This window comes from Planctomycetaceae bacterium, from assembly GCA_041398825.1.
In the GTDB taxonomy this organism is placed as follows: domain Bacteria; phylum Planctomycetota; class Planctomycetia; order Planctomycetales; family Planctomycetaceae; genus F1-80-MAGs062.
On sequence record JAWKTX010000006.1, the window covers coordinates 181,279 to 205,572 of the forward strand.

Sequence of the window (24,294 nt, forward strand, 5' to 3'; positions counted from 1 at the left end):
CCAGTGTGGGTTTCAATGGAAGCGTATTCCGAATTGGTGAAACCATTCCGGATCAGGGTCGGCAGGTCCGGCAAAGGTTTCCTGATGAACGCGGCCCTGGTCGTTTCGGTTCTGCGAACGATGGGAAGACAAAAGACTTCAGGTCTGTTTGATTGCGTCTGGTTTCCTGCATCCAGGTTTTCTCCCCACCGATCAAACTACCGACCCGGCGATAAACGTAACCGTCCGGTTGTGTCCGGTTGCTGCCGGACGATAAAATGGCGTGCGGACTGGACACTCCTGTTCCTGCCTTCCCCAGTGCCACATCAATTGCCGCCCGGGCTGTGTGGCCTTTTTCGCAGAACAGACTTGAAAGTTACACGAAAGCCATAAGTTTTCGGGTCACAATCTACTCATTCCAGTATTTGCCGCACGAAGTGAGACTTTGGCCCTTCCACCACTACACGTTCGAGACAACCAGAATGTTGCTAATCCCTGCGAACTTCAGGCAGTCTGTCAGCGCCATTGCGTTCAGCCTGCTCCTCACACACCTGACCCCAGCGACATGCCTGGCCGCTCAAGCCCGCGAATCCCAGCCACATCCTAATATTGTCGTCATCATGGCCGACGACCTGGGCTATGGCGACGTATCCTGTTACGGCGCGCGGTCGGTACAGACGCCAAATATTGACAAGCTTGCGGCGGAAGGGCGCCGATTCACCAATGGATATTGTTCTGCATCGACATGCACACCGACTCGATATTCGTTCCTGACAGGCAGGTACGCGTTTCGCGGCGAACGAACCGGCATTGCTCCTCCGAATGCTCCGGCGATCATCAAGCCAGGCACTGAAACCATTGCATCCATCCTGCACGCAGCGGGATACGCGACGGCTGTTATCGGAAAGTGGCATCTGGGGCTTGGGGGCCCCGAAGGCCCGGACTGGAACGGAGAATTGAAACCCGGGCCTTTGGAAATTGGGTTTGACACCTGTTTCCTGCTGCCGACAACCAATGATCGAGTACCGCAGGTCTATGTTCATAACCATCGAGTCCCCAATCTGGACCCTGCAGACCCACTTTGGGTTGGTAATTCGCAACCATCGGCGGACCATCCCACAGGAATCACGCATCGGGGTTCGCTGAAAATGGATTGGTCGCATGGCCACAATTCCACGATTCACAATGGGATCAGTCGGATTGGGTTTTACACCGGAGGTCATTCGGCGCGATTTCGGGATGAGGATCTGGCTGATAAATGGGTCGAGCAGTCAGTGAAGTTTATGAAAGAGAACAAGAACCGCCCCTTCTTTCTCTTCTTCGCGTCACATGACATTCATGTCCCCCGCATCCCTCATGAACGATTTCAGGGTGCGACATCTCTTGGTTTTCGTGGCGACGCTATCGTGGAGTTCGACTGGTGCGTAGGTGAAATCTCGAATGCGCTGGATCAATTGGGCATCGCCGAAAACACCTTAATCGTTGTGTGTTCAGACAACGGCCCCGTGCTTGATGACGGATACAAAGACGGCGCGATAGAAAAAATTGGTACGCACAAGGCGGCAGGCCCGTTTCGAGGAGGCAAGTACAGCGTTTTCGAAGGGGGAACTCGCACACCATTTATTTCCCGATGGAAAGGCAGGATTCAGCCAGGTGTCTCCGAGGAAATCGTCTGCACGATCGATTTGGCAAGGAGCTGCGCGGCGCTGACGAATCAGCCTGTTCCGGAGAATGCTTTCAGCGACAGCCAGGATGTGATGGATTGCCTGTTGGGGAAAGATGGGGCTCGCGGCCGCGAACATCTGGTGCAACAGGATAATGGCAGCAGTGGGACATTCGGATTCCGATCAGGTCAGTGGAAACTGCATCGTTATGATCGCAAAACAGCCCGGAATGTTGTGGTCGAGAAGGAACTGACAAACACAAAGGTTCAACAGTTTCAGCTGTACGATCTGAAAGCAGACCCGGGCGAAACAACGAACATCATAGACAAGCATCCGGATCTGGCCGAGCAGTTGAAGAAGAAGCTGGCACAGCTAATCGAGGCCCCATAATCATCTGTGCGGACCGTGGAGCATTGGACCGTAGAGCCGTGAATGGTGCGAAGCGGGATATAAAGTGTGGGGCCTGAATGCCGTCTGTTAATGCGGCAAGCTGGCTGCGGTATCGCCATCGCAGCAACTCTGCTGATTTGATGGCGATAGGCAATTCCTGGAACAATTGATGTCTTTCAGGCAGATGAATCAACACAAACCGGTGTCCGATGTGATTGTGCTTGCGATCACGGGAGCAAGCGGTACCGCATACGCCATTCGGCTGGCACAGGTTCTGCTTCAGTCCGACATTCAGCTGCATCTGGTGATGAGCGGTGCTGCACGGCAGGTTGCCCATCGTGAGATTGCCTCAACGCCACCGGGGGACAACTCCAATCTCGACGAATGGCGACAGTTCTTTGCTACTGCTCTGACGACGGGCCATTGCGGTCGGTGGGGATTTCGTTCCGTCGAAGGGATTTCCTGCGGCAGCTCTCCCGGAGGTTCTCCCGGAGGTTCTCTCGTCGTTCACGAACCGAATGATTATAGCGCGGGAATTGCAAGCGGTTCTTTTCGTACCCGGGGAATGGTGATCTGTCCGTGTTCGATGGGCACGTTATCGTCCATTGCCTGTGGAGCCTCAACAAATCTGATTCAGCGTGCCGCAGACGTTCATCTGAAAGAGCGGCGGCCGCTGCTGCTGGCGCCTCGGGAAACACCGTTAAGCACAATTGCCATCGATAACATGCACCGCCTTTCTCAGGCTGGCGCGACAATTCTGCCGATGATGCCAGGGTTTTATCATCAACCCTCATCGATCGGCGATCTGATCGACTTTATTGTCGCAAGAATTTGTGATCAGCTTGGTGTCGACCACACGCTGTCTCATCGTTGGGGGCTTGACAGTCAGGATGCTTGATGTCGGCTGCGACGTTCAGCTGCCAGTTGATCGGTGATCGGAATTTCGGGTCGACGATGGTGACCTGCATTATCGGTGCATTAACGGGAATGGAACGTCGGGTTTCGAAAGAAGTTTCAGCAGTTCAGCGGTCGTGTGTCGGCGTTCGTGTATCTGAATCGAAATCCAGATATGTCGGGCGAGCGATATCATCGTCCATGCAGCGACGGACTGGCTCGTGACCGAAGATGAAGCCTGAACGAACGCTTCTTCGAAGGCAAATACGGCGTCTCGGCAGTAGTCGCGGTCCCTCGGTGATCTGACCGAATATTCCAGCAAGTGGGCGAGGTAGTTGCCTGCATCCAGCTCCGGAGTCCCCATGGCTGCAAGGTCAAGGTCCAGCAGCGTGATCTGCGTACCGTCATAAAGCACCTGATCGAAGTAGAAATCTCGATGAATCAGGCAGTCCGGAGTTTTCGGAAGGCCTGCCGCAAGTTCAGAACATCGATTCAGAACCAGACCAATATCGCGGTTCCATTCTGTATGTCGCGTGCTGACTTCACCTAATCGACGTTCAAGGATTTGCATTTCATCGTGAATGGAATGATGACGATCCACATTCACATCAATTGAATGTAGTTCCGCCAACGCTCGTCCAACGGCTGCATGAACTTCCAATGGTGTCCGGGCATCAGCCGTCACACTGTTAGCGCAGACTTTCTCCTGCAGCCACATATTCAGGGCGGGGACAGTCCCGAGGAACCGAGGCACGCGGGTCGCGGACCTTTCGTGCAACCCTGCCTGATACAATCTGCGATGCAGCTGAGGCGTCGCATGGTCGAGTCCTTTGAAGCGAATTTTTCCAATGACGCAAAGATCATCAACCGTGCCCTGATGATTCACACCGTGCGAGAGCGCTTCATCGCTGCTGAAATGGCATTCCACCAGACACCGCCGGTCCGGCTTCATTCGAACGACACTGGCGTCCCGGAACTGCAACTGCGCAATTGGAGATTCCAGGTGTGTTTGCGAATTGCCCATCGCACGACGCACAGAATCCGTGATAAGGTGCGGATTCTCTGACACACGACTGAGTCGAGCAGGTGAAATGTCTCGGTTTGGCAAGCTTTCCGTGGTATCGAATTCCGCACCACCAGCGTGAAATTGATGAACTTTGGTGTGTGCATCATGAGCGATGATCTTGTCGGCGGTTTTCAGCAGCTGTGACAAAAGTCCGGGCCAGTTCTCTGCGGCCTGCCGGAATGTATGCGGCATCGATTTCAGAAGTCCGACGGCCAGAAAGCATCGAAACGCAGGTTCATTCCAGTCACCGCGTTCTCGATAGCCGTATCTAAAGTGATGAATGGCCCATTGCAGATGTTCGCTCGTCATCTGACCACGAACGTGACTCCAGTGCAGTTTTGCGACGAAGTTTCCTGCGTCAATCCAGGGACTGCCAATGCTGACGGCATCGAAATCGATAAAGCGAATGGACGGTTCATCCACAATCACCTGCTTTGCATAGAAGTCGCCATGAATCAGTGTGTTCCGGTCGCCGTTCGGAATTGACCTGATCACCGAACGGATCACCCGTCGGACGTCTTCTGCCAGCGGGGGATAAAGAAAGGACAAGTCGTCCGCCAGACGCCGCAGTTCACCCACCTGATCCGCGGCATGGGCAATCGGAAGGTTGAGTCCGACGGGAAGGTGACAGGCATGTAGTTCGGCCAGTTTTCGGCCGACATCCTGCAGCGTCGAGGATGGGATCGCCGATACGTCAGCGCTCAGCAGACTGGCCAGATTCTGTCCTGCAACCCATGGTGTTGCAATTGCCTGATACCTTTTGCAGCATTGAACCGTCATCGGATCCGACAGGTTCAGGCGTCCGATGGCTCGAACCCGGTCGGCTACCCGTTTGAACGTTGATTGCGAGTGAAACTTGACAACATACTTGCGGATCTCATTTCCCGGCAACGTTCCGTCGCAAGCCACACTCATAACTAAGCGTCGAGCAGGTTTGTAGGCCAGTCGCTCCAGCTTTATTTCAGTACTTTGGCGCCGAGAATCGTGGATATCCGGCAGAATGCGTCGAAGAAGCCTGTTACAGGATTCTTCCCTGGACAATTTGACGATGTGGCGAAGATGTCGGTCAAATGGAAAGAGTTCCAGCTTCAATCGGCAGTCATCGATATGTCGCACATGTCCTGCAGCCAAAGCAAGTTGTGCTTTCTGCTGCCATCTGTTCCAGCTGTCTGATGTCATGGCCGTGGCTGTGACCAGTGCGCTAACGCCGTCAGTCGTTACATCCAGCAACGCAATGCAGCGGCGATGTGGTTTGTATCTCAGATAATGAAGCCGAACATCAATCGGAGCCCTCGCCCGCAAGAGACTGGCGATGGCAGCTTCCATAGATTGCGGCTGCAGCAGATTCTGCAGGCCGGGCAGCGATGAATCCTGTCGCACGATGTTTGCGTTCGCTTCGGCCGCTACTGAATTCAGGTTGCGGACGTCTGGAGGTAATGATGTCAGCATGGTTTCGGTTGAATTCAGCATTTAAAGGTCAGGCAATCAGCTCGGGCGTCTGGCAAAGGGAAGCGTAAGATTCACATCGTTGAAGGAGTTCTTCATGCGTTCCTATGTCGGCGGTGCCATCGGGGCACAGGCAAAGAATGACATCGCATTGGGCCGCGAGATCCATGTCGTGTGTGATCAGGAGTGTGGTTCTGTTGACAGACACTCTTCGCAGTGATGCGATTACTTTCGCGCGATTTTCCGGGTCAAGACTTGACGTTGGTTCATCCAGCAGCAGGAATGGTGCTTTGCGTAGTGCCGCGCGAGCAATCGCCAGTCGTTGACGCTGCCCCTGCGACAGATTCACGCCTCGTTCTCCGAGGACCGTTTCGTAGCCGTCAGGAAGTTGCCGAATGAAATCTTCAGCCATCGCAATCTGCGCCGCTTCTTCCACCTGCTCCATGGCCGCGTCTTCCGTGGCCATTGCGATATTGTCCCGCACACTGGAAGCAAATACCACGTTGTCCTGCAGCACAACGCTCATTCGTCGACGCAGCGAAGTGAGCGTCCAGTGACGGATGTCATGACCATCGAAGTAAATGGTGCCCTGTTGAGGGTCAAACAAACGCAGCATCAGACTGAACAAGGTCGATTTGCCGATTCCGGATGGTCCCACCACCGCCAGGTGCTGCCCGGGTTGCACGTCGAAATTCAGATTCCGAAAGACCATCTGATCAGGTCCGTAAGCAAATCGCACGTCAGCGAATCGTATTCTGCCCGTCAGTTCCGGTGCCGTGATGGCCTCCGGGCTCTCCGTGATTTCCGGCCTCTGTTGCAGAAGCTCGACAATCCTTTCACTCGCAGCGAGTGCTTTTGAGAGTCGCCCGGTGTACTTGGCAAAATCCTGCAGCGGTTTAAAACCTCGCTTCAGATAGGCGAGATACACCACAAGCCCACCGGGTGTGAGAGTGCCGTCCAGGACGAATACCGCTCCTCTCCAAAGCACGACCGCAGATGTAACCGCGATTAGCACATCCACCGTACGCTCGAGGCCCGCCGTCAATCGGCTCGTTCTCACACCGTCTTTCAGACTCTTCGCATTACTGGAAGTGAAAGCTTCAGAGAACGCGTTTCCCATGTCCATCGCCTGAACGGACTTCACAGCCGACAGAGCTTCTGCAGCCGTTGCGGCTAACGCTCCTTCTCGCTGTCGTTGTTTTTTTGCTGATCGATGGATCTTTCGACTGCCTCGAACAGTAACAAACCAAAACGCCGGAAAGATAAACAGCACAATCATACCCAGTCGCCAGTTCATCCACAGCATCACTGCGACCATGCCAAGAAGCAGCAGACAGCTGGAGATCAGAGGCAGCGCGGCAGAGACGGCAACGTCCTTCATCATGTTCAGATCGCCGACCAGACGAATCGTTAAATCTCCGCCTCTGGCACGTTGATGGAACCCCAGAGACAGATTCTGGACATGCTGGTAGACCTGCGACCTGAGGTCCGTGACGATGCGATTACCGACGACCGCAAAAATGATCGTGCGGTAATAGTCGGAGAGGGCCCGCAGCACTGCGATTCCGATCATGGTCACGGCGCAAACCAGCAGTAAAGTATGGACGGACGCAAACGGATTGGACGCATTGATCAGAGCCAGACTATTGGTCCTGGTGATCTTCATGATCATGTTGTCAAGCACATACTGAAGCGGCCACGGCTCCAGGATACGCAGAGCAACGCTCAGAAAAAGACACGCAACCGCGAACGCCACACGTTGCCATTGTGCTCTGAAGCCAGGCAGCAACAGCCTGATTAACTTCCGGAAATTAGGTGAATCGTTGTGTGTCATATGAGTAATCTCAGTCCCTGCCGACCAGAGTTCGGCGGAAATGACAGTTGTTCGTCTACGCGGTGGCGCAGACCACATCATTCAGAACGCGGTCAAGACAGTGCTGCCACGAATGCTGTTGCACGACCGTGGCACGCGCAGCCTGTCCCAGTTTCTCTCGTAGTTCAGTCGATTCAACAAGCCTGACAAGAGCCTTCAGAAGCTCATCAATATTGCCTGGCTTGTATAGAAGTCCGTTGGTGCCGTGGTCAATGAGGGTCGATAGCTGACCAGTGTCGCTGGCAACAACCGGCAGACCGCACGCCATGTACTCGTACACCTTCAACGGAGAAAAGTAGAAGCCTTCGTTCTTCAGATACGGGGCGACCGCGACATCCATCGACGCAAGGTGGTGTGGCATCTGATTGGGCGCGACGGCTCCAGTGAACGTAATTCGCTGTCTGGAAGTTGAAGCCGACTGTTCAACGGTTGCTTTCAGCACGTCTCGCATGGGGCCGTCGCCAATGATCTTCAGACGAGATTCTGGATAGGCCTCTGTAAATCGGGCAAAGGCAGTAATCAGCGATTCAACTCCATGCCAGGGTTTCAGCGATCCGACAAATCCAATCGTAAAGTCTTCGGAGCCATCGATCACTGCCACTTCGGGATGGAAACGGTTCACGTCCACGCCATTCGGCACAACCCGCAAGCCTGCCGGGCAGCTCCCTGATTTTCGACCGCAGAAGCGACGGATGTAATCTGCCACTTCACTGGAAACAGCCACGATGGATTGAGCATGCTGAAAGGCGTTCAATGTAATACGTTCGGTCGATTCTCTGTCCAGTAGTTCACGATGCGTCAACTGTTCGTCAATCAGCGGGGCATTGACTTCAAGGATTGAGGAAACATTATTGCGGGCTGCCAGCATCTGAGTCATGTCGCTCCACAGCGAATAGCGTTCATACACCAGGTCATACTGTTGCATTGGGATGGCCTGAGCGATCGTTCCGGCGAGTTCCTGCCGGGCGGCTTCGCGTTCTGAAACGGACGCTTGTTTGCTCGTTCTGAATTCGCGAACCCGGCAATTCGACAGGTCGGGTGGGGTATGACCACCGACTTTCGCAACAAACAGATCCACCGTGTCGCCACGTTGCAGAAACGCTCTGACGATTTCCTGCACATGGATCGAGCAACCCTTCGTACCAAATACTGGCACTCCCGCATCTGCGCACACGTATGCAACCTTCATACCCTGTTCTCTCGCTCAATATCAAATGGTTTGACTCCTGGCGGCCAGTTGTCTTACGGACTGCTCAAAGCCAATTGACTGCGGGCTTCTGAGAAGGGTTGCTGGATCCTGCCGGCGGATTCACCAAACATCGCTCGCAATTGTTCCGTGCTTCGGACGACGTCGAACTCACATTCGACCATTTGCCGAGCAGCCGTAGCCAAACGTTTTCGCATGTCCGCATCCTGCAGCAACAGCTGCAGTGCGTTCGCCAGATATTCGGGGGCATTCTGAGCGACAAGCAACCCGGTTTCGTTGTGGCGAATGACTTCCGGAATTCCGGTGACATCCGTGGACACGCAGGGAGTTCCAAGGGCCATGGCTTCGAGCAGCACGGTAGGCAACCCATCGCGATTGCCGTCTGCGCCCAGCACGCAAGGCGCGGCCATTACCGCTGAATTCTGGATCAGGTGTTTGACTTCGCGCTGCGGACAGGGACCTGCCAGGACGACGTGACTGGACAGTTGCTGACGCTGGATCTGTGCGGCAAGAGCGTGTTCCAGGTCACCACTTCCAACCAGTATGCATTCGAAACTAACATTGCGATCTCGCAGAATGGCACACGCATCAATCAGATCACCAAAGCCCTTCTTTTCTACGAACCGACCGACAGCCACGATTCGAGCGGGACGGTTTATGGGCAATTGAAACGGGAAGTCGCTCAGGTGCATCCCGTTGTAGATACGCACAACCCGATCTCTGAAATGCGGAAACAGACGTGTCAGAAAGCGAAGATTGAAATCTGACACAGTGACTGTTGCAGAAGAGTCATGGATTTTGACAGCAAGATCTTCCGTACTGACACTATCGTGAAAAATATCTTTAGCGTGAGCTGTTATGGAATACGTGATACCTGCCAGTCGAGCCGCAATTCTTGCCACGGCGGCAGCGCTGGTCGCGAAGTGAGCGTGCAGATGGTTGATTCCACGTTGTTCGACCTCGATTGCCAACTGCAGGCCGCAATAGACATCCAGTGAATCTTCACGTTGCAGGCCATCCATGGCAACGAATGTCCCCGGATGAACCGCAGCGCAGCGATTTATTGCGTCCCACAATTCGTTCGTCCTGATACGCCCGCAGCTGAGGTACGTCAGGGGGCTCCTGACCCTTGAAATCAGATCCTGAAAGTGGGTATCCACGGGAGGCCGCAGAGAAAAGATTTCAATGGGAAGCCCGGCCGCTTCGTGAGCGAGAATCTCGTTGACGACGAAGGTTTCAGAGAATCGCGGATAACGTTTGACGACGTAGCCGACTTTCAGAGTATTGAAGTTCATGAGTTGGATCTCTCTTTCGAACAAAATCGATGCCGTCTCAACGGATCGTGGGTTCACTAACGGTCGCGAACCTGGGAACAACAGACTGCAGATACCGGTTGATCGTTTGCAATCCGTTCAGATTAATTGAGGTTGTGTCGGGCGTCGGAACTGTTTCGGATTCCAGCCAGCGGCGAATTGATCCGACCTGCACCTCGTCAGGGGAAAGCACCGATGTCCATCCCAGTGACTGAAGTCGTTCAGCGCGAATCATTTGTTCACGACGTGGCTTGATTCGCGGCACAATCAGAGCTGGTTTGGCAAAAGACAGGATGGAAGTCACGGTGTTGTATCCACCCATGGCGACAACGCGGGTGGCGCGGCTGAGCCATTCGTCAGTTTCCACCAGGCGATCGATCACTTCGATTTCCGGATTCGCTGACGCCATTTGTTTCAGTTCATTTCGCTGTGGCAGCGGCATGCAGGGACCGGTAATGACAACCCCCGTCCAGCCGAACGGAACGCCGTCGCGAATGAAGGCGGCGGCCAGCTCGAAGCCATCCTGCCCACCGCCGACCACACACAGTGCCAGCGGTGTGCCTTTACCGGGATTCGCCTGCAGCGAAAAGTTGGTTCGACCGTTGAGTCGCGTTGTCTGATCCAGGAATCCCGTGAATCGCGTTTTGTCGGCAACGCTTTTCGAAAAGCCATATTCGGCAACGCCGTCATACACAGCGGAATCTCCGTACATCCAGACTTCGTCGAAGTACTGTTCGACAGCAATGTCACATGCTCCGGCCGACCATTCCTCCTGAACAATGTGCGGATCATCCAGCACATCGCGCAGACCCAGCACGCAGTGCGTATGCCCTCTTCGACGCAGTTGCTTCAGCACCGGATCCAGTTCATTGCCGATCCCTCGCGGCACTTTGTCAACGATCAGTACGTCCGGCTGAAAACAATCCAGCGCTGCGGACATAATTCGAGAACGAAAGAAGAGGATCTGTTCAAGGGACCAATCGAAATTGCGCGCGGTGTACCGCCCGCAGAGGTCCTTATGCAGCGACGGCAGTGTCACACAGTCGAGACCCGCCTGCTCAGCAAAGAAAGCCGCTTCTCTGGCACCGGAAATGATCAGTGCTTCGGCATTAACCGGCTGAGCAGTCAGAGAATCAGCAATCAGGAGATTCCTTCGCAGGTGCCCCATTCCCATCGTGTCATGAGAATACAAGGCAATACGAGGACGCCGTTGACACATGTTTGGTATCAAGGCAATCGCGTCGTCCATAACTCGCACGGGATGACTCTTCGGCATTGGCCGGTTAGTCCTGCATGTCTTCAAGAGCATCTTTCGCTGCCTTTCGAACTTCCTGACTGGGATCTTTCAGTAGTTTTTCCACTGCCCGCATCGACGGTTCATGTTCCTCGCCGATCTCGCTCAGTGCCTTCACCAGATAGCGACGAATGTCCGCATCTTCATCCGACAGTGCGGCTGCAACAGCATCTCTTGCGGGCTCTGCGGCTTCACCGATCTTGTAGAGTGCTTTCGCACAGTAGTAACGGACGTCGGCTCCGGATCCTTCAGGCCTTCCATCAGCGAAGGCACCGCCGCTGCTGCCAGTTCTCCCATTCTGGACAGCAGCTTTTGCAGATCGATATCTGACTTTGGGATCTTCATCCGACATCGTGACGGCCAGCTCATTGACGGCGGCGTGAGCGTTGGGGCCCAGCTCTTCGAGCTGCTTTGCTGCTTCGTAACGGACCTGAGGATCTGAGTTCTGCAGTTGGCGAGAAAGATCAGCTACGGAATCCGCACGCAGCGTGATGACGCTGATCGCCAACATACCACTCGCTGTAATCCCGGCAATGGCAAGGGGTCTTCTGTACTTGTGCCATAATGAATGGCTCATGAGGTTTCTCCTTACTGCTGCCCGCTGAGTGCGAACAGCAACGCTGCAAGACATATGTGAAACTCGTTTCACCTCTGGCCGACACGTCAGATGACTGCGGACGGCCGGCTCTTTGGGACACGGAGCAAATGGATCGACTGAAGCGACACGAAGCTGGCGACTGACGGAATCCTTCCCTGTGGATCAACCTTCGTCGATCAGTATTCTGAGACCACTTCTCCATCACGGATGTCACCAATGTTTCTAAAGAGGTGACCGTCGATTGAATAGCTGATGTTGCGAGTCGAGCCATCGGTGAGTACGGCGACAAATGCACCCGGATGGGACGACCCGAAGCGATCGTCGCCGTCCCCGAGTCCGCTGAAATCGGGGAGCGGAACTTTCTCCGTACTGCGTAATGTGTCGGAGTTCCATCCGGCCGTGTAGCCTTCGTTGTCGTCGTCCTGCTCCTGACCGAGGAATGCCTGGTTCAGGCGTTTCTCGCTGACAAGCAGTGTGTTTGATGTTCCGTCAGTCACGTCACGAATTCGGCGCGGCACAAATCGTTGGACAACTCCGGACCCATCGCGATTGGCAGCTGCGTAATCACATAGTGCCCGCTTGATTGTTGAACCCGTCAGAGCAGGCGTGTAGTTGTCAGTTGTTGTCACCGTTTGTGGACTGCGTCTGGACGGACAGAAGAATATGGGGTTCGTCTGACCAACGGCCGTTTCTGTTCCGGCCTGCCACACGCTGGATGCTTCGATAAACGGCAAAATCTGGAAACCCCACCCAGCGCGCGGTCGGCGCCTACATCAGGATGCCCATTCTTGTAGCTGGGCGGGGTATTCCAGTTCCAGCCGCCAGTCGGAAAGAATCCGTACTGGTCATGATGGCTGTGAAAGGCCAGACCAATCTGTTTCAGATGGTTGGAACATTGTGTTCGACGAGCTGCTTCGCGAGCCTGTTGTACAGCTGGTAACAGCAAACTGATCAGGATTGCGATAATCGCAATCACGACCAGAAGTTCAATGAGTGTAAATCCGGATCGTGATGCAGGTGCGTTGATTCGCATCAGGCCTCGCGCATCGGTAGCGTGTCGTTTCATGAACAGACTCCGTCGAATGAAGCAACAAGCAGCGAATGAAGGAAAGGGCACGTGTAAATGACAACAATGCTGCGTGCACGAACTGTGCAAATACATGGCAGATGATTAAGACGCGATTCGCCGCTCACATTTCGGTGTGATCATCTGAGTTCAGTCTGCCCTGGCAGACACGAATGCCGCCTGCATTTCGGAGTAGTGGTTTCAACCGCGTTGAACCGCCAGGAAACTTCTTCATTTCTTAAGATTTGCGCTCGAAGGTTCGTCGGCATTCATGAGCTGCATGATGCGAGCGGCTGCGATTAGTTTGCGGAATCGGTCGTTTGATTGCAGTGGTTTGAGATCTGCATCGGATAACGCCAACCCGATCAGTGAACTGTCCTTTTCGAGGGCTTGCCCCACCAGTCGCAGCGCCTGTGCGACGGATGTATCGTCCATAGGTGCCAGAGCATGCACGCACGCGGCCTGATACAACACCAGCGGTGCTTGACTGAATTTCAGTCCAGTTGCCATATCAGCATGGGCCGCTTCGGTGTGGTTCAGGCGAGCGTGCAGAACAGCTCTGCCCATCCAGCATAAAGCATCCTCGTTGGTTTCGGTGAGGGTCTCGTTCAATACGGCCACAGCTTCTTCAGTGCGGTTCAGTTTCTCTGCCAGAACATGAGCAATATTGCGATACGCTTCGTGTTCCAGTGAATTGATCCGGATGGCAGCGGAAATCATCGATTGCCCCTTCCGCATCCGGCATACCATTGATATTCGCGGACAAACGGGCGATTCCACGGGACACCCAGCTTATTGGATCGGTCGGCGTCATTTGTAATCCGAGATCGCGATCTGCTTTTGCCGCAGCTTCTTGGCCAAGCTTCTGGTGGCACTGGCTTCGCAGAAAGTAGATGCGTGTCTGAGGAAATCCAAGGTCAATCGCGGAACTGAAGTCGTCCGCTGCCTTCTTCCATTGATGTTCTCCCATCCATGCAAGGCCGCGGCAAACCAGAGCCCGCGCGTAGCCCGGCTTTTCATCCAGCAGACGCTGGAAGTCCTGTCGAGCGGTCGGGAACTGATCGTTCCTGAGTTCGGTCATGCCGCGCCAATACAGGGCCTGATGAGAATTCGGACTGATGGCCAGGCACGTGGTGAAGCATTCGCGTGCTCCCGCAAACTGCGCGACTTGATAGCGGCACATGCCCAGACGAAACCAAACCTGAAAATCGTCCGGCAACTGTCGTCCGAGTTCTTCAAAGATCTTCAGAGCCGAATGCACGCGGTTGTGCATCAGCAAGTATGTGCCTTCGGATACGCGATCGGCCGCAGAATCATGTGAAACTGCCTTGCGAGCTGACAGTGACTGCAGTTCGAGGCCATTGTGTTCATGAAGTTCACGCTGCTGATCAAACAGCGCGCTCGGGATATCGGTATCCGCGTAGCAACTTACGGCCAGGCGGTTGTAAGACAGAGCATTGGTCTCGTGGACATCACTCTTCGAGGTGACTGTTGCCGTTTCACTCGACTGTTCCACACCCTTATGACCGGATACCAGCGGAGATTCTGCGCTGGCCATCAGGAACAGCAACTCACCAAAGCGATTCCTGAGGTATGTTTGCTGACTGGGCTGCAGCAGACGGAATGCGGGCCGGTCGGTCCAGGGCCTGTCTGCAGTCAGATCGTACGTGGAGATCAGTTGCTTCGCCGATTCAAGTGCGATCTCTCGTTCGTTGGGAGCACTTGAGGGAACTGAGAGAGCAGCCATCGCTTCAGGAAATTGCTGTTGAACCTCGGTAAATGTTTGAAAGGCCTGCAGCGTCGCCAGTCGGTGTTCTCGCACATTCCATGCTGCAAGACCAAACAGAAGCAGCAGACTGCCGATGACAGAAACGGTTGTGGTTGAGGTTGCTCCGGGATGTCGGCGGAACCATTTCTGTACCCGCTCTCTGATTGAAGGATTACCGGCTGTCAGCAGCGGTCGATGTTCCAGTTGGCGCTGCAGGTCGTCGGCCAACTGTTGCGCATTCTGGTAGCGGCCGTGCAGGTCGGGTTGCAGGCACTTCTGCACAATGGCTTCTGTGGCAGGGGATACGCACGGATTGATGGTTCGCGGGGAAGGAACGGCCAAACGCACATCGATGGCTCGGGCGATGACATCAGTAAGCCTGCCGGTTGATGTCGCAAACGGGAGTTGTCCCGTAAGCAGTTCAAACAGAATGACTCCCAGCGAATAAATGTCACCCCGTTGATCAACAGCGGCGGCGGGATCGTCAGTCAGACAACGCAACTGTTCGGGACTCATGTAAGGTAGAGTCCCCCCAGCCGATTCATGCCCTGTTGCGTGATCATTCATTTGCAGCGACAGATGAAAGTCCAGCAGCATGGGCTGGCCTTCATCCGTCAGCAGAATGTTGGCTGGTTTGAGATCCCGATGCAGAATGCCGCATTGGTGGGCATGAGAAAGCCCGTCGGCGAGCTGCCTTGCCAGTTGAATAACAAGTCGGCAATAGTTGTCCTCACTTTGTTGAGCCTGTTGCAGCAATGGAAACGTGAAAACGTCTGATTCTCTGATGGCCTGACGGCCAACTGCCGTCTCACCGAGCGACTGTCGAATCACTTCCTTCAGGCTGACTGCCTGCAAACTTCGCGCATGTGCAAAGGTCTTCAGAAACCGGGATGCTGTGGCAGGTAGTGGCTGACTTCGCAAGTGTTGCACCCAGTGACTCAACATCGTGGAGCCGAGATACGGCATACAGATGGCGGATAGTTTCTCGCCGTCGTGAACGGAATACACAGGCACGATATTGCTATGCTGCAGGCTTGCCAGCCGTTGCGCTTCGATGGTTCTGTGGTGTGTAACTTTCAGCACAACGTTGCGTTCTGCCAGTGCCGGCTGTCGGGCCAGAAAGACTCGCCCGCCAATTCCCGCGCCAAGTTCCGCCAGAATCTCGAAGCTCAGAAACCGACGTCCGATAGCCACATCGACCAGCTCACTCCGGGAAGCTGCAGTTTGAAACTTCGTAGCGGTGTCTCGATGAGCCTCTGGCTGCGACGGTGTGATTCGGTCTGATGTGGGCGGCAGATTGTCGTGAATCTCGGCGGAACTCAGGGCAGGCAACGAATCCGATGTTGAGGCTTGTGCAGTGTCCGGCCAGCTGGTCACATTGGCGCCGTACCGCGCTGCGTAGAATTGCGGTGTCACGGACTGTCCCGCCTGAAGTCTCAGCCGATAGTCCTCAAACGCAAGCTGGCTGATGGCATCGGAATCATTCAGTACATCCGGGTAGTTTTCAAAGTGCTGATCCAGTCGATCGTGTTGACCTTCGTTCCAGTTGTATTCCAGGTCGACGCGCAGCAATTCGATGGCGATCGTGCGGAAGTCAGGATGCGTGCGTTCGGGAAGGAATTCGTCAGGGTTAGCCGTGCCGTTGACTGTGCAGGCGGACTCGTAGGCTTCAACACACGAATCGACATTGACGAGTCTGTCATTGAGGGAGGGATCAGGTGTCATCGTTGTCTGAGATTTCGGAGAGTTCGGTGGTGAGTCGATCGCGGAATTCCTGCAGCGTTCTTTCGACAGTTCGTTTGGAACGTTTTGTTTGATCGGCAATCTCCTGAACCTCCCATCCGGAAATGCGAAGCCGTATCATTTCTGCCTTTTGAGGTTGCAGGTGTTCCAGCAGGTCGTCAATCACCAATTGAAGCATGACCAGCGCTTCTTCATCACCGGCTCCGGCGACCGAGGCAAATCGATCAATCTCCTGAGTTTTCTGAACCGACGTTTTTCTCACATCACGGCGCTGAGCGGTATGGTAGTCAGCCTTTGTACGGATTTTGTTTAGTGTCATGACCAGCAATAAAGACCAGAGTTCATTACCTTCAGGAACGTCGTACTGTCCGGCCCGTGCGCGGCGGAAGAAGGAACGAAAAACTGATTGAACAATTTCATCTGCTTCCACGCGTCGCTGCAACATGGGAGACATCTGATGACGGATCAGCCCAAACAGCCTCCTGGCGTATCGAAAATAAAGTCCGGTTGCCGCATCTTCCTTACCTGCTTCGAACTGTCGCAGGAGTTCTTCGTCAGATGCTGATTCTGAGTCGAATGTACGATTGTGGGGCATGAGATATTCCGGTGTCACACCAGACACACATTGGATAGCGAACTGGCCGCCAGAAGCAGAGGAGCCGATTCCCGGTGTCCTGACCGCCACGGAATCTGAAGAGATTTCCACCGCTTCAAAGAGATGACGTTCAGCGAGTGCCCCTCCGAACAAGTATCAACGACAGGCAGCATAACCTCGGGACGCCACATGCCAAAGCAGAAATTGTCCATGGTATCCATGGCTGCCGGGCTCAATCCATAGCGGAGGAAATCCTGGTATCAGCTGACTTCGCGGAAGCCGACGTGATGCCGCGAACAACCTGGAACAATCAAAAACGAGTGGTCGCCCCACGCACGATCTGATCACGGAATGCGTATTCTGAGGTCAGATCCAGTACCACACCAGCAGCGAATCCGTCATTGGATCGAAGAACGGGTCGAGAAAAGGGTCGTCAGGAATTTCGGACCAGGGATCATTAATCAACGGATCTTCAATCAGAGGATCGTCAATCACGGCGGGCCAGTCGACGACGTCGATCGGGTCAAGTGTCGGATCGGGTAATGGTGGCTCGCTGGTTGGATCACCCAGAATCGGGCCTGTCGGATCCGTCATCGTTGTACCTTCGACTGACCAGTCGATCCGGGGGACAGGCTGATTGTTCCGGCCAATCGCCTGGACCCGAACGTAGTAGGTACCGACGGTCAACAGTAATGTCTGCCCTGTTCGAGTATCTCCAGCAAGCCCCACCACTCTCTGCATGAGTGCGCCCCGGGCGTTATAGATGGAAAGCTGGACAGCGACTGGTTCGGTGCCGACGATGGTACTGGTCAGTGCCAGCTGGAAGAGCTGAGTCTGATTGATGTCTAAGGCAAATCCCTGAATTCCATCGACAGCACTCAACTCACCTGTGGAGAGCTGATTCCGCACCACTTCCGGCTGATTAAAACTGACACTCAGCCGGTAATTACCCGTTGCAAATCGACCTGCCGACTGACTACTGCTGATACGCACAAAGTACGTCTTCTTCGACTGAATTCCCGAGACCTGAACCGTTAGCGTTCCCGCATTGTGAGTGATCACCCTCGCATCCACCGCGATACCACTCGCATCGTAAACCGCGACATCCGACAACAGGCCACCGATTCGAGTGGCCTGCACGCTGATCGTCATGACGCGCGAATCATTATCGCTGAAATCAGGTGCCTTCACCGAGTAGAAATCGGTGTCGGTCAGGTCAGAGATTCCTGCCGTCGTTTCGTATTCGCGGAATTCTGCGAAGTGGGGCAGAGACTTCAGGCTTGTCGCCGTTGCCAGGGTGTCATCCAGATGAAGGTCATCAAAAAACGCAGGCTCTGCACCGGTGTCGAACAGCACACGCCGTTCTTCTTCTGCAAGAAAGTCGTATCGTAACCGGAGAACTTCATTCAACGTTTCTCCGGAGACCTGATTTCGTGTTTCAAATGTTGTCACCAAAGCGAATGAGCCAACTGCGAAGACACCGGCCTGCGGATCGGCCTCCACTCTTACGATGTATTCGGAATCGTCGTCATCATGGTGAAAGGTCACCGACAGATCCCCGCCCGGCCGACCGCCGGAAGTGCGGCTTGCGATGATCTGACCGCGATCATCCAGCACAGTGATCTTTGCAGAAAGCAGGCTAAGCCCTTCTGATCGCAGCGAAAACGTCAACGGACCGTTGTAATTGCTGAGCGTGGGCAGGACGAAATAATCGACATCCTCTTGCGTTGTGATGTCACCGTAAGACAGCAAAGGTGTCTGCCCATCGTATCCACTGGATGTTGCTGAATACTTGATGCGCGTGGCGCGTTTTATGGTATCGTTGGCACGTTTGCTTTCGTTGGCGTCTGGCACGCGAGAACCATTCGCCAAACGCAGGGCGTGGATGTCAGCAGTGGTTGGCTGCAAATTCCGGTCGGTATTCGGGGAGGCGAACATCGGTGACGAAGAGTCGTCCGAATGCTCAAGTCCCAGCACGTGACCGGCTTCGTGCAGCATCACTGCGTAGAACTGATCGAGGGAAGTGAAGTCTGCTTCGGAATTGATAATAATGTCGCCAACCCACGTGCCCGACATCGCAACATCACTGGAAATCGAAAGGGCCGAGACATCACCCGCAAGTGGAACGGCAGCCAGCCGAATGTCACCAAAACGCAGATCGCCCTGGGTGGCTCCAATGGTGCCGAATGCCTGACCGCCGTCATCAACAACGCCGATGTTGACGTCCGCTTCAGTCGCCCAGGTCTGAAAAGCTCGAAACGCCGTTTTCTGCCATTCGCTTCGCGATGCCAAAGCATCCAGCTTTGCAAACAGATCGCTGGTCTGCCCGACAACGTCGGTGCCATCCGGCGCAAAACTCACCGTTAAATTCGACGGATCTGCCCACGTCGTACCACCGGAACCGGATAGCAAAGCTCGCGATTCCAGAACTTCGGGACTCGAAGCCTGACGGAAGAGCTGCCGCTTGCGGCGCGCATGCGCACGTGAAAATGGCCGGGAAAACACAGAAGTGTGGAGCATCGTGCGAGACTTTCGATGGAGACAGGACCAGCAATGGAAGAGTAGCCGAGTTGCAGGTCCTGGTCCGCCAAAGAAAAACGGAATTTTGTGAATTATGCCGGACAAGACGGAGATCGGCCCCAGAAGGAAGTAAGAATCGCACGGAACTGTGAATGTTCCAGAGGCCTGCCCCGGTCTTGCGAGAGACCCTGAGATATCCAGACAAAGTGGGCGACAACCCATTCGGGAGTGCCGCGATCCCTGATTCCAGGCGAGATCACCGCCGACCGATGAGCAGTTGCCTGGGAGAACCGGAGACGCGATATTCGGCGAACGTCACGGCCAGGATTCGGCTTCTCGGAGTCATCAGATCACTGGCCACAGTCAGCCGGTCCGGAATTTCAAGTCCTGTAACGCCTGACCTGTGCGTTGAAAAACCGGCACCGGCACCCAGGACGACTGGAGATCGTCGTGTTATAAGGTCTCCTGCTCGAGCCAGTCCCGTTTTCCAGCAGGCTGCTGACCTGTACTGTTTTCGAAACCACACGAAAACAGGAGATTCCTTAATTCCCAAAAGCATTGGAAAACGTAAGGTTCGTGATGAACGACGCTGGCGCACTCATCAAGTAGTTCGTGATGCCGGCCAGGAGATCAGTGCAGACTGCGATGAGGGGGACTGCTTTCCTCGCGACAAGTGACAGCCGTCGAAAACTGAGCCCCCGAAGGACAATCGATGCGAAACATTCATTCGAACGACAAATCTTCTGTCACAAGGCGACAGGCGTTGAATTCTTTTGCGGGTTCAGCAGTCGGGATTGCCGCCGGCCTTTTCTCGAGTAATGCAACCAGGGGCTCTGTTCCGTCAAAGACCTCTTCATCACCACTCCGCGATGAAGAATCGAGTCTGAAATTGAAGTACATCGTCGGCTCATGCATGTATGGTTACATGTACATTGGGGAGATACTTCCTGAAGTCGCGAAGTGTGGCGCGACGGCCATCGACATCTGGCCAAAGCGACATGGCAACCAGCGCGAACAACTGGCTGACATTGGCGAGGACACATTTGGGGCGATGCTGGAAAAACATCAGGTATCGCTTGGTTGTATTACCCAATACAAACTTGGGCCGTTTGGTCTGCAGGATGAAATGCGACTTGCCAGTCGCTTTGGCTGCGCCACCATGGTTACGGGAGGAGTAGGCCCGAAGGGTCTGAAGGGTTCAGAACTGAAAGCAGCAGTCTCGGCGTTTGTTGAGCAAATGAAACCCCATGTGGCTGTCGCAGAAGAGACGGGCGTCACCATTGCTATTGAGAATCATGGTAACAATCTTTTTGAAACCGCGGATTCGCTGAAGTATCTGGCGGAACTAAGTCCTTCCCGTCATCTGGCGGTGGCCCTGGCGCCGTACCATCTTGCACAGGACCCGGACGAGCTTGCGAACCTGATTCGTACCCTGGGGCCATCGCTTGCGATGTTCTATGCGTGGCAGCACGGAGATGGATGCATGACGCGACTCCCCAAGGAACAGGAATTACTGCAAATGCCGGGGCGAGGCCCACTGGATTTTCGCCCCCTTCTGAAAGCGCTGGCGGATATTGATTACACCGGATGGACGGAAATCTTCATGCATCCGGTCCCGCGGGGGATACCAATTCTTGAAACGGCCGAAGAAGTCACTGCTGAGATCAATCGATCACGAAAATACCTCAGTGACCTGATCACAGCAGGGCTGTCATAAGGTTTCTGATCCGGGTGAGCACCGGGTCCTGTCAGGATGGATTGCCAACCTGGCGTCTGATGGATTCCATCACTCTGCCGTCTTCCCATATTTCCAATGGCGAATAATTGGGATGTCGACCGCCCGTCACAAATGGATCATTGTGGCGGGTGTTGTAGCAGCAGATCAGTGACCATCGCGAATTGCTCGACGTATTCTTGTCGGAACGGTGCAGCAGATTGCCATGGAAGAAGACGGCGTCACCAGGTTCCATTTCGCAGTAGATCAGCTCAAGTCGCGCGAGCGCGGCCTCAACCCGAACAGGGTCTGCTCCCACCTGCTCTCCCACCTTCATGTGGTCGACTCGGCCAATTCTGTGAGAACCACGGATAACCTGAAGACAGCCGTTCTCTTTCGTTGCCTGATCAACGGCAATCATACAACTGCCCATGTCCGGGTAAAGACATCCGAAGTTGTACCAGTATCCATAATCCTGGTGCCATTCCCAGGCCCCGCCCACTCGAGGTTCCTTCAGCGTCATCTTATGATGGTAATGGTAGACCTCGTCACCAAGCAGTTTTGCCATTGTCCCGGCGACTCTGTTGCTGCGAACAACGGCTGTGTAGACGGATGCATCATCCAGATCGTTCCGGAGGGCTAATCGTGTTTCGCCGCCGGTAGCATCTGTCCGTACATACGATTCATTAATCAGCGCCTGGTCGCCCCGGGCATATTTCAAAAGCCCTGACATCTCGTCACTGTTAAAAAGGCCGCGAACGATCACGAACCCATCAGAAATGAACCGGGCCACTTGATCGTCGGTGACATTAAACTCACTCACGGCATTCATCCCTTTGAGAACGGCGAAGTTGTCCGACAGAAATTCGACTCTTCAGTCACGGCTGATTGTGTCAACTGCAATGGGCCAGAGAAAGCCTGAACTGTTTCACATCCAGTTCTGCGAAACCACGGTCGCTGAGATATGTCGATACCTGAAATTCAGCCCCACCGGATGTCGAGGGCCCTTCTCAGGAATGCCGCGTTGGCGCGATTCAAAAGCGATGTGAGGCAAGGCTACAGTCGCACGGGCACACCGCGTTCCGCCATGTAACGTTTGGTTTCTTCGATGGTGTATTCACCGTAGTGAAAGATGCTGGCTGCAAGTGCGGCACTGGCATTTCCAGCAGTGACGGCCTGATACAGGTGCTCCGGCGATCCGGCACCGCCGCTCGCCACAACAGGAATCCGGACAGCATCTGCGACGGCGCGGGTGATCTCGAGATCGTATCCGTCCTTCGTTCCGTCAGCATCCATGCATGTCAGAACGATTTCTCCCGCTCCAAGTTGTTCGACTTCCTGAGCCCAGGGAACGGCCTCCAGACCTGTCGGAATCCGTCCACCGTTGATGTGTACGTCCCAGACTTCTCTGCCATCTTTCTGAATGCGTTTTGGATCGATGTTGACGACGATGCACTGGCTTCCAAATCGAAGCGCGGCTTCACGTACAAAATCAGGATCCCGGACAGCCGTCGAATTGATCGAGACTTTATCACACCCGGCATTCAGCAGTCTTCTGATGTCATCCAGTGTTCTGATGCCGCCACCCACTGTCAGTGGCATGAAAATCACTTCGGAAGTCCGGGAGACAACATCAAGGATGATGTCGCGTTGTTCGTGACTCGCGGTAATGTCCAGGAAGACCAATTCGTCCGCGCCCTGCTGTTCATACTTGTGCGCGATTTCGACCGGGTCGCCTGCGTCCTTCAAGTTCAGGAAATTGACGCCCTTCACAACGCGACCGGCATGCACATCGAGACAAGGGATAATACGCTTCGCAAGCATTGTTGATTCGCTGGGTGTGGGTTCCGGGACAGATTTGGATTGATGGGACAACAGTCCGGTATGCTCCCCCACACCGGTCTCTGGAACAAGTGTGCCGCGAATTGTCTCGCACTTGGTGTCAATTGTCCCCAGTTGTGATGGCATTTCGCCTGTCCTGCACCAGACCTCAGTACGAAAGAGCTTCCTTTGGATTATCGTTCAGGCAACCAGAAGGCGTGGAATGACCTGGCTGATAGTGGCAGTCAGTTTGCCAAAGTTGCGTCGGATGCCGAATGTCGAGACCCGATGAAGGTTCTGGATGGTCGCGGATGGCTCCCTGCCAGCGTGGCCGGTCTGAACGTACTTTGCCTGGCGTCGGGGGGCGGTTGGCAGTCGATTCTGTATGCGGTGGCTGGAGCGAATGTCACGGTTGTGGACATCAGTGATTCCATGCTTCGACTGGATGAACGGGAGGCGAAGAAACGGGGCGTCCGGGTTCAGCTGGTTCAGGGATCCATGGATGACCTGAACTGTCTGGCTGACCAGTGCTTCGACATTGTGCATCAACCGGTCAGTACCTGCTATGTCCCCGACGTGAAAGCCGTGTATTCTGAGGTCGCCCGGGTTCTGAGGGACAACGGAACCTACATCAGCCAGCACAAGCAGCCAGTCAGCCTGCAGATCAGTCATCGTAATGAACGGCAGCAGTTTGTGATTGGCGTCGAATACTACCACGACGGTCCGATTCCGCGGCAACGCGACGAGAGCTATCGTGAGACCGGGGCGACTGAATATCTGCATCGACTGGAAGATCTGATTGGCGGACTCTGCCGTTCAGGGTTTGTCGTCGAGGACTTTCGCGAACCCAAACGTGCGAATTATCAGGTCGATGTTTCCCATTTCGGGTATCGTGGCCGCTTTGTTCCCCCGTATCTGCGTTTGAAGGCTCGACGTTTACCCCGTGAGATCAGTGCCACTGGAAAAGAAGACGCCCCGGCAATCTGGATCCCGGGGCGGTGATGCGACTACTTCTTCTTTCCCTTTTTCTTTCCTGAACTCTTTGGAGCGGCCGCCTTGGGTGCCGCTTTTTTGGCGGTCTTTTTCTTCGGCTTGGCGAAGGCATTCACTTCCTTCTTTTCCGCTCCTCCGTTGCCGGACTTATCACCGAAAACGTTGTCCCAGTTCTTCCAGAATTTTGGAGTCGTACCGGTGCGAACTATGGGGCCGCTCATCGTATTCAATTCCTTAGAGTCATTCAGCCAGGGAGCATTCAAACTACTTCACGCATCCCAGCAGCCTCGTTGGCTGCCGTAAGCGGATTCTGCACGCTTGAGCAGTATCGTCAAGTAACTATCGCAGAT

At 54.5% G+C, this 24,294-nt stretch carries 18 protein-coding genes and 1 pseudogene; 4 read left to right on the top strand and 15 right to left on the bottom strand.

Translation table 11 applies throughout. The features are described from left to right. The first annotated feature begins 461 nt into the window (after positions 1 to 461). Complete coding sequence (locus tag R3C20_12720) at positions 462 to 2,033, top strand: arylsulfatase (protein MEZ6041363.1); 1,572 nt, start codon at positions 462 to 464, stop codon at positions 2,031 to 2,033. Positions 2,034 to 2,202: 169 nt separating this feature from the next. After that, a complete protein-coding gene (locus R3C20_12725; protein MEZ6041364.1) occupies positions 2,203 to 2,931 on the top strand; it encodes a flavin prenyltransferase UbiX in 729 nt (242 codons plus the stop codon). Positions 2,932 to 3,000: 69 nt separating this feature from the next. Here the strand turns inward: R3C20_12725 and R3C20_12730 are convergent, their stop codons facing one another. From R3C20_12730 to R3C20_12785, 12 genes and pseudogenes are all read right to left on the bottom strand, one after another. After that, positions 3,001 to 5,463 carry an aminoglycoside phosphotransferase family protein gene (locus R3C20_12730; GenBank protein ID MEZ6041365.1) on the bottom strand — a complete coding sequence of 821 codons (2,463 nt, stop codon included), beginning with the start codon at positions 5,461 to 5,463 and terminating at the stop codon, positions 3,001 to 3,003. 7 nt (positions 5,464 to 5,470) lie between these two features. Further along, positions 5,471 to 7,273 carry an ABC transporter ATP-binding protein gene (locus tag R3C20_12735; protein ID MEZ6041366.1) on the bottom strand — a complete coding sequence of 601 codons (1,803 nt, stop codon included), beginning with the start codon at positions 7,271 to 7,273 and terminating at the stop codon, positions 5,471 to 5,473. 55 nt (positions 7,274 to 7,328) lie between these two features. Next, a complete protein-coding gene (locus R3C20_12740) occupies positions 7,329 to 8,501 on the bottom strand; it encodes a glycosyltransferase family 4 protein (GenBank protein MEZ6041367.1) in 1,173 nt (390 codons plus the stop codon). Positions 8,502 to 8,554: 53 nt separating this feature from the next. Continuing rightward, positions 8,555 to 9,814, bottom strand: a complete 1,260-nt coding sequence (locus R3C20_12745; protein ID MEZ6041368.1) for a glycosyltransferase family 4 protein — start codon at positions 9,812 to 9,814, stop codon at positions 8,555 to 8,557. A gap of 37 nt (positions 9,815 to 9,851) precedes the next feature. Next, entirely contained in the window at positions 9,852 to 11,108 is a 1,257-nt protein-coding gene (locus tag R3C20_12750) for a hypothetical protein (GenBank protein MEZ6041369.1), read from the bottom strand. 7 nt (positions 11,109 to 11,115) lie between these two features. Then, a complete protein-coding gene (locus R3C20_12755) occupies positions 11,116 to 11,703 on the bottom strand; it encodes a HEAT repeat domain-containing protein (protein ID MEZ6041370.1) in 588 nt (195 codons plus the stop codon). Between the two features lie 197 nt (positions 11,704 to 11,900). Then, entirely contained in the window at positions 11,901 to 12,434 is a 534-nt protein-coding gene (locus R3C20_12760; GenBank protein ID MEZ6041371.1) for a DUF1559 domain-containing protein, read from the bottom strand. 125 nt (positions 12,435 to 12,559) lie between these two features. Continuing rightward, positions 12,560 to 12,757 (bottom strand): annotated as a pseudogene (locus R3C20_12765) (DUF1559 domain-containing protein). Between the two features lie 264 nt (positions 12,758 to 13,021). Next, positions 13,022 to 13,510 (bottom strand): hypothetical protein, encoded by a 489-nt coding sequence (locus tag R3C20_12770; protein ID MEZ6041372.1) that lies wholly within the window; start codon positions 13,508 to 13,510, stop codon positions 13,022 to 13,024. Next, entirely contained in the window at positions 13,419 to 16,283 is a 2,865-nt protein-coding gene (locus tag R3C20_12775; GenBank protein MEZ6041373.1) for a protein kinase, read from the bottom strand. The genes R3C20_12770 and R3C20_12775 overlap by 92 nt, the downstream gene beginning before the upstream one ends. Beyond that, the gene (locus tag R3C20_12780; GenBank protein ID MEZ6041374.1) at positions 16,273 to 16,896 is read right to left on the bottom strand and encodes a sigma-70 family RNA polymerase sigma factor; all 624 of its coding nucleotides are present in this window, start codon (positions 16,894 to 16,896) and stop codon (positions 16,273 to 16,275) included. Before R3C20_12780 ends, R3C20_12775 begins: the two co-directional genes overlap by 11 nt. Positions 16,897 to 17,262: 366 nt before the next feature. Continuing rightward, positions 17,263 to 19,416 carry a matrixin family metalloprotease gene (locus R3C20_12785; protein MEZ6041375.1) on the bottom strand — a complete coding sequence of 718 codons (2,154 nt, stop codon included), beginning with the start codon at positions 19,414 to 19,416 and terminating at the stop codon, positions 17,263 to 17,265. 712 nt (positions 19,417 to 20,128) lie between these two features. Here R3C20_12785 and R3C20_12790 point away from each other — a divergent pair. Then, positions 20,129 to 21,133, top strand: a complete 1,005-nt coding sequence (locus R3C20_12790) for a sugar phosphate isomerase/epimerase family protein (protein ID MEZ6041376.1) — start codon at positions 20,129 to 20,131, stop codon at positions 21,131 to 21,133. 31 nt (positions 21,134 to 21,164) lie between these two features. Here R3C20_12790 and R3C20_12795 read toward each other — a convergent pair whose 3' ends face one another. Both R3C20_12795 and hisF read right to left on the bottom strand, forming a co-directional pair. Continuing rightward, positions 21,165 to 21,953, bottom strand: a complete 789-nt coding sequence (locus tag R3C20_12795; protein MEZ6041377.1) for a phytanoyl-CoA dioxygenase family protein — start codon at positions 21,951 to 21,953, stop codon at positions 21,165 to 21,167. 233 nt (positions 21,954 to 22,186) lie between these two features. Continuing rightward, positions 22,187 to 23,098, bottom strand: a complete 912-nt coding sequence (gene hisF / locus R3C20_12800) for an imidazole glycerol phosphate synthase subunit HisF (protein ID MEZ6041378.1) — start codon at positions 23,096 to 23,098, stop codon at positions 22,187 to 22,189. 42 nt (positions 23,099 to 23,140) lie between these two features. Here hisF and R3C20_12805 point away from each other — a divergent pair, with 42 nt between their 5' ends. Continuing rightward, positions 23,141 to 23,953, top strand: a complete 813-nt coding sequence (locus tag R3C20_12805) for a class I SAM-dependent methyltransferase (GenBank protein ID MEZ6041379.1) — start codon at positions 23,141 to 23,143, stop codon at positions 23,951 to 23,953. Positions 23,954 to 23,958: 5 nt separating this feature from the next. Here R3C20_12805 and R3C20_12810 read toward each other — a convergent pair whose 3' ends face one another. Then, on the bottom strand, positions 23,959 to 24,165 hold the full coding sequence (locus tag R3C20_12810; GenBank protein MEZ6041380.1) for an RNA polymerase subunit sigma: 207 nt from the start codon (positions 24,163 to 24,165) through the stop codon (positions 23,959 to 23,961). Positions 24,166 to 24,294 lie beyond the last annotated feature (129 nt).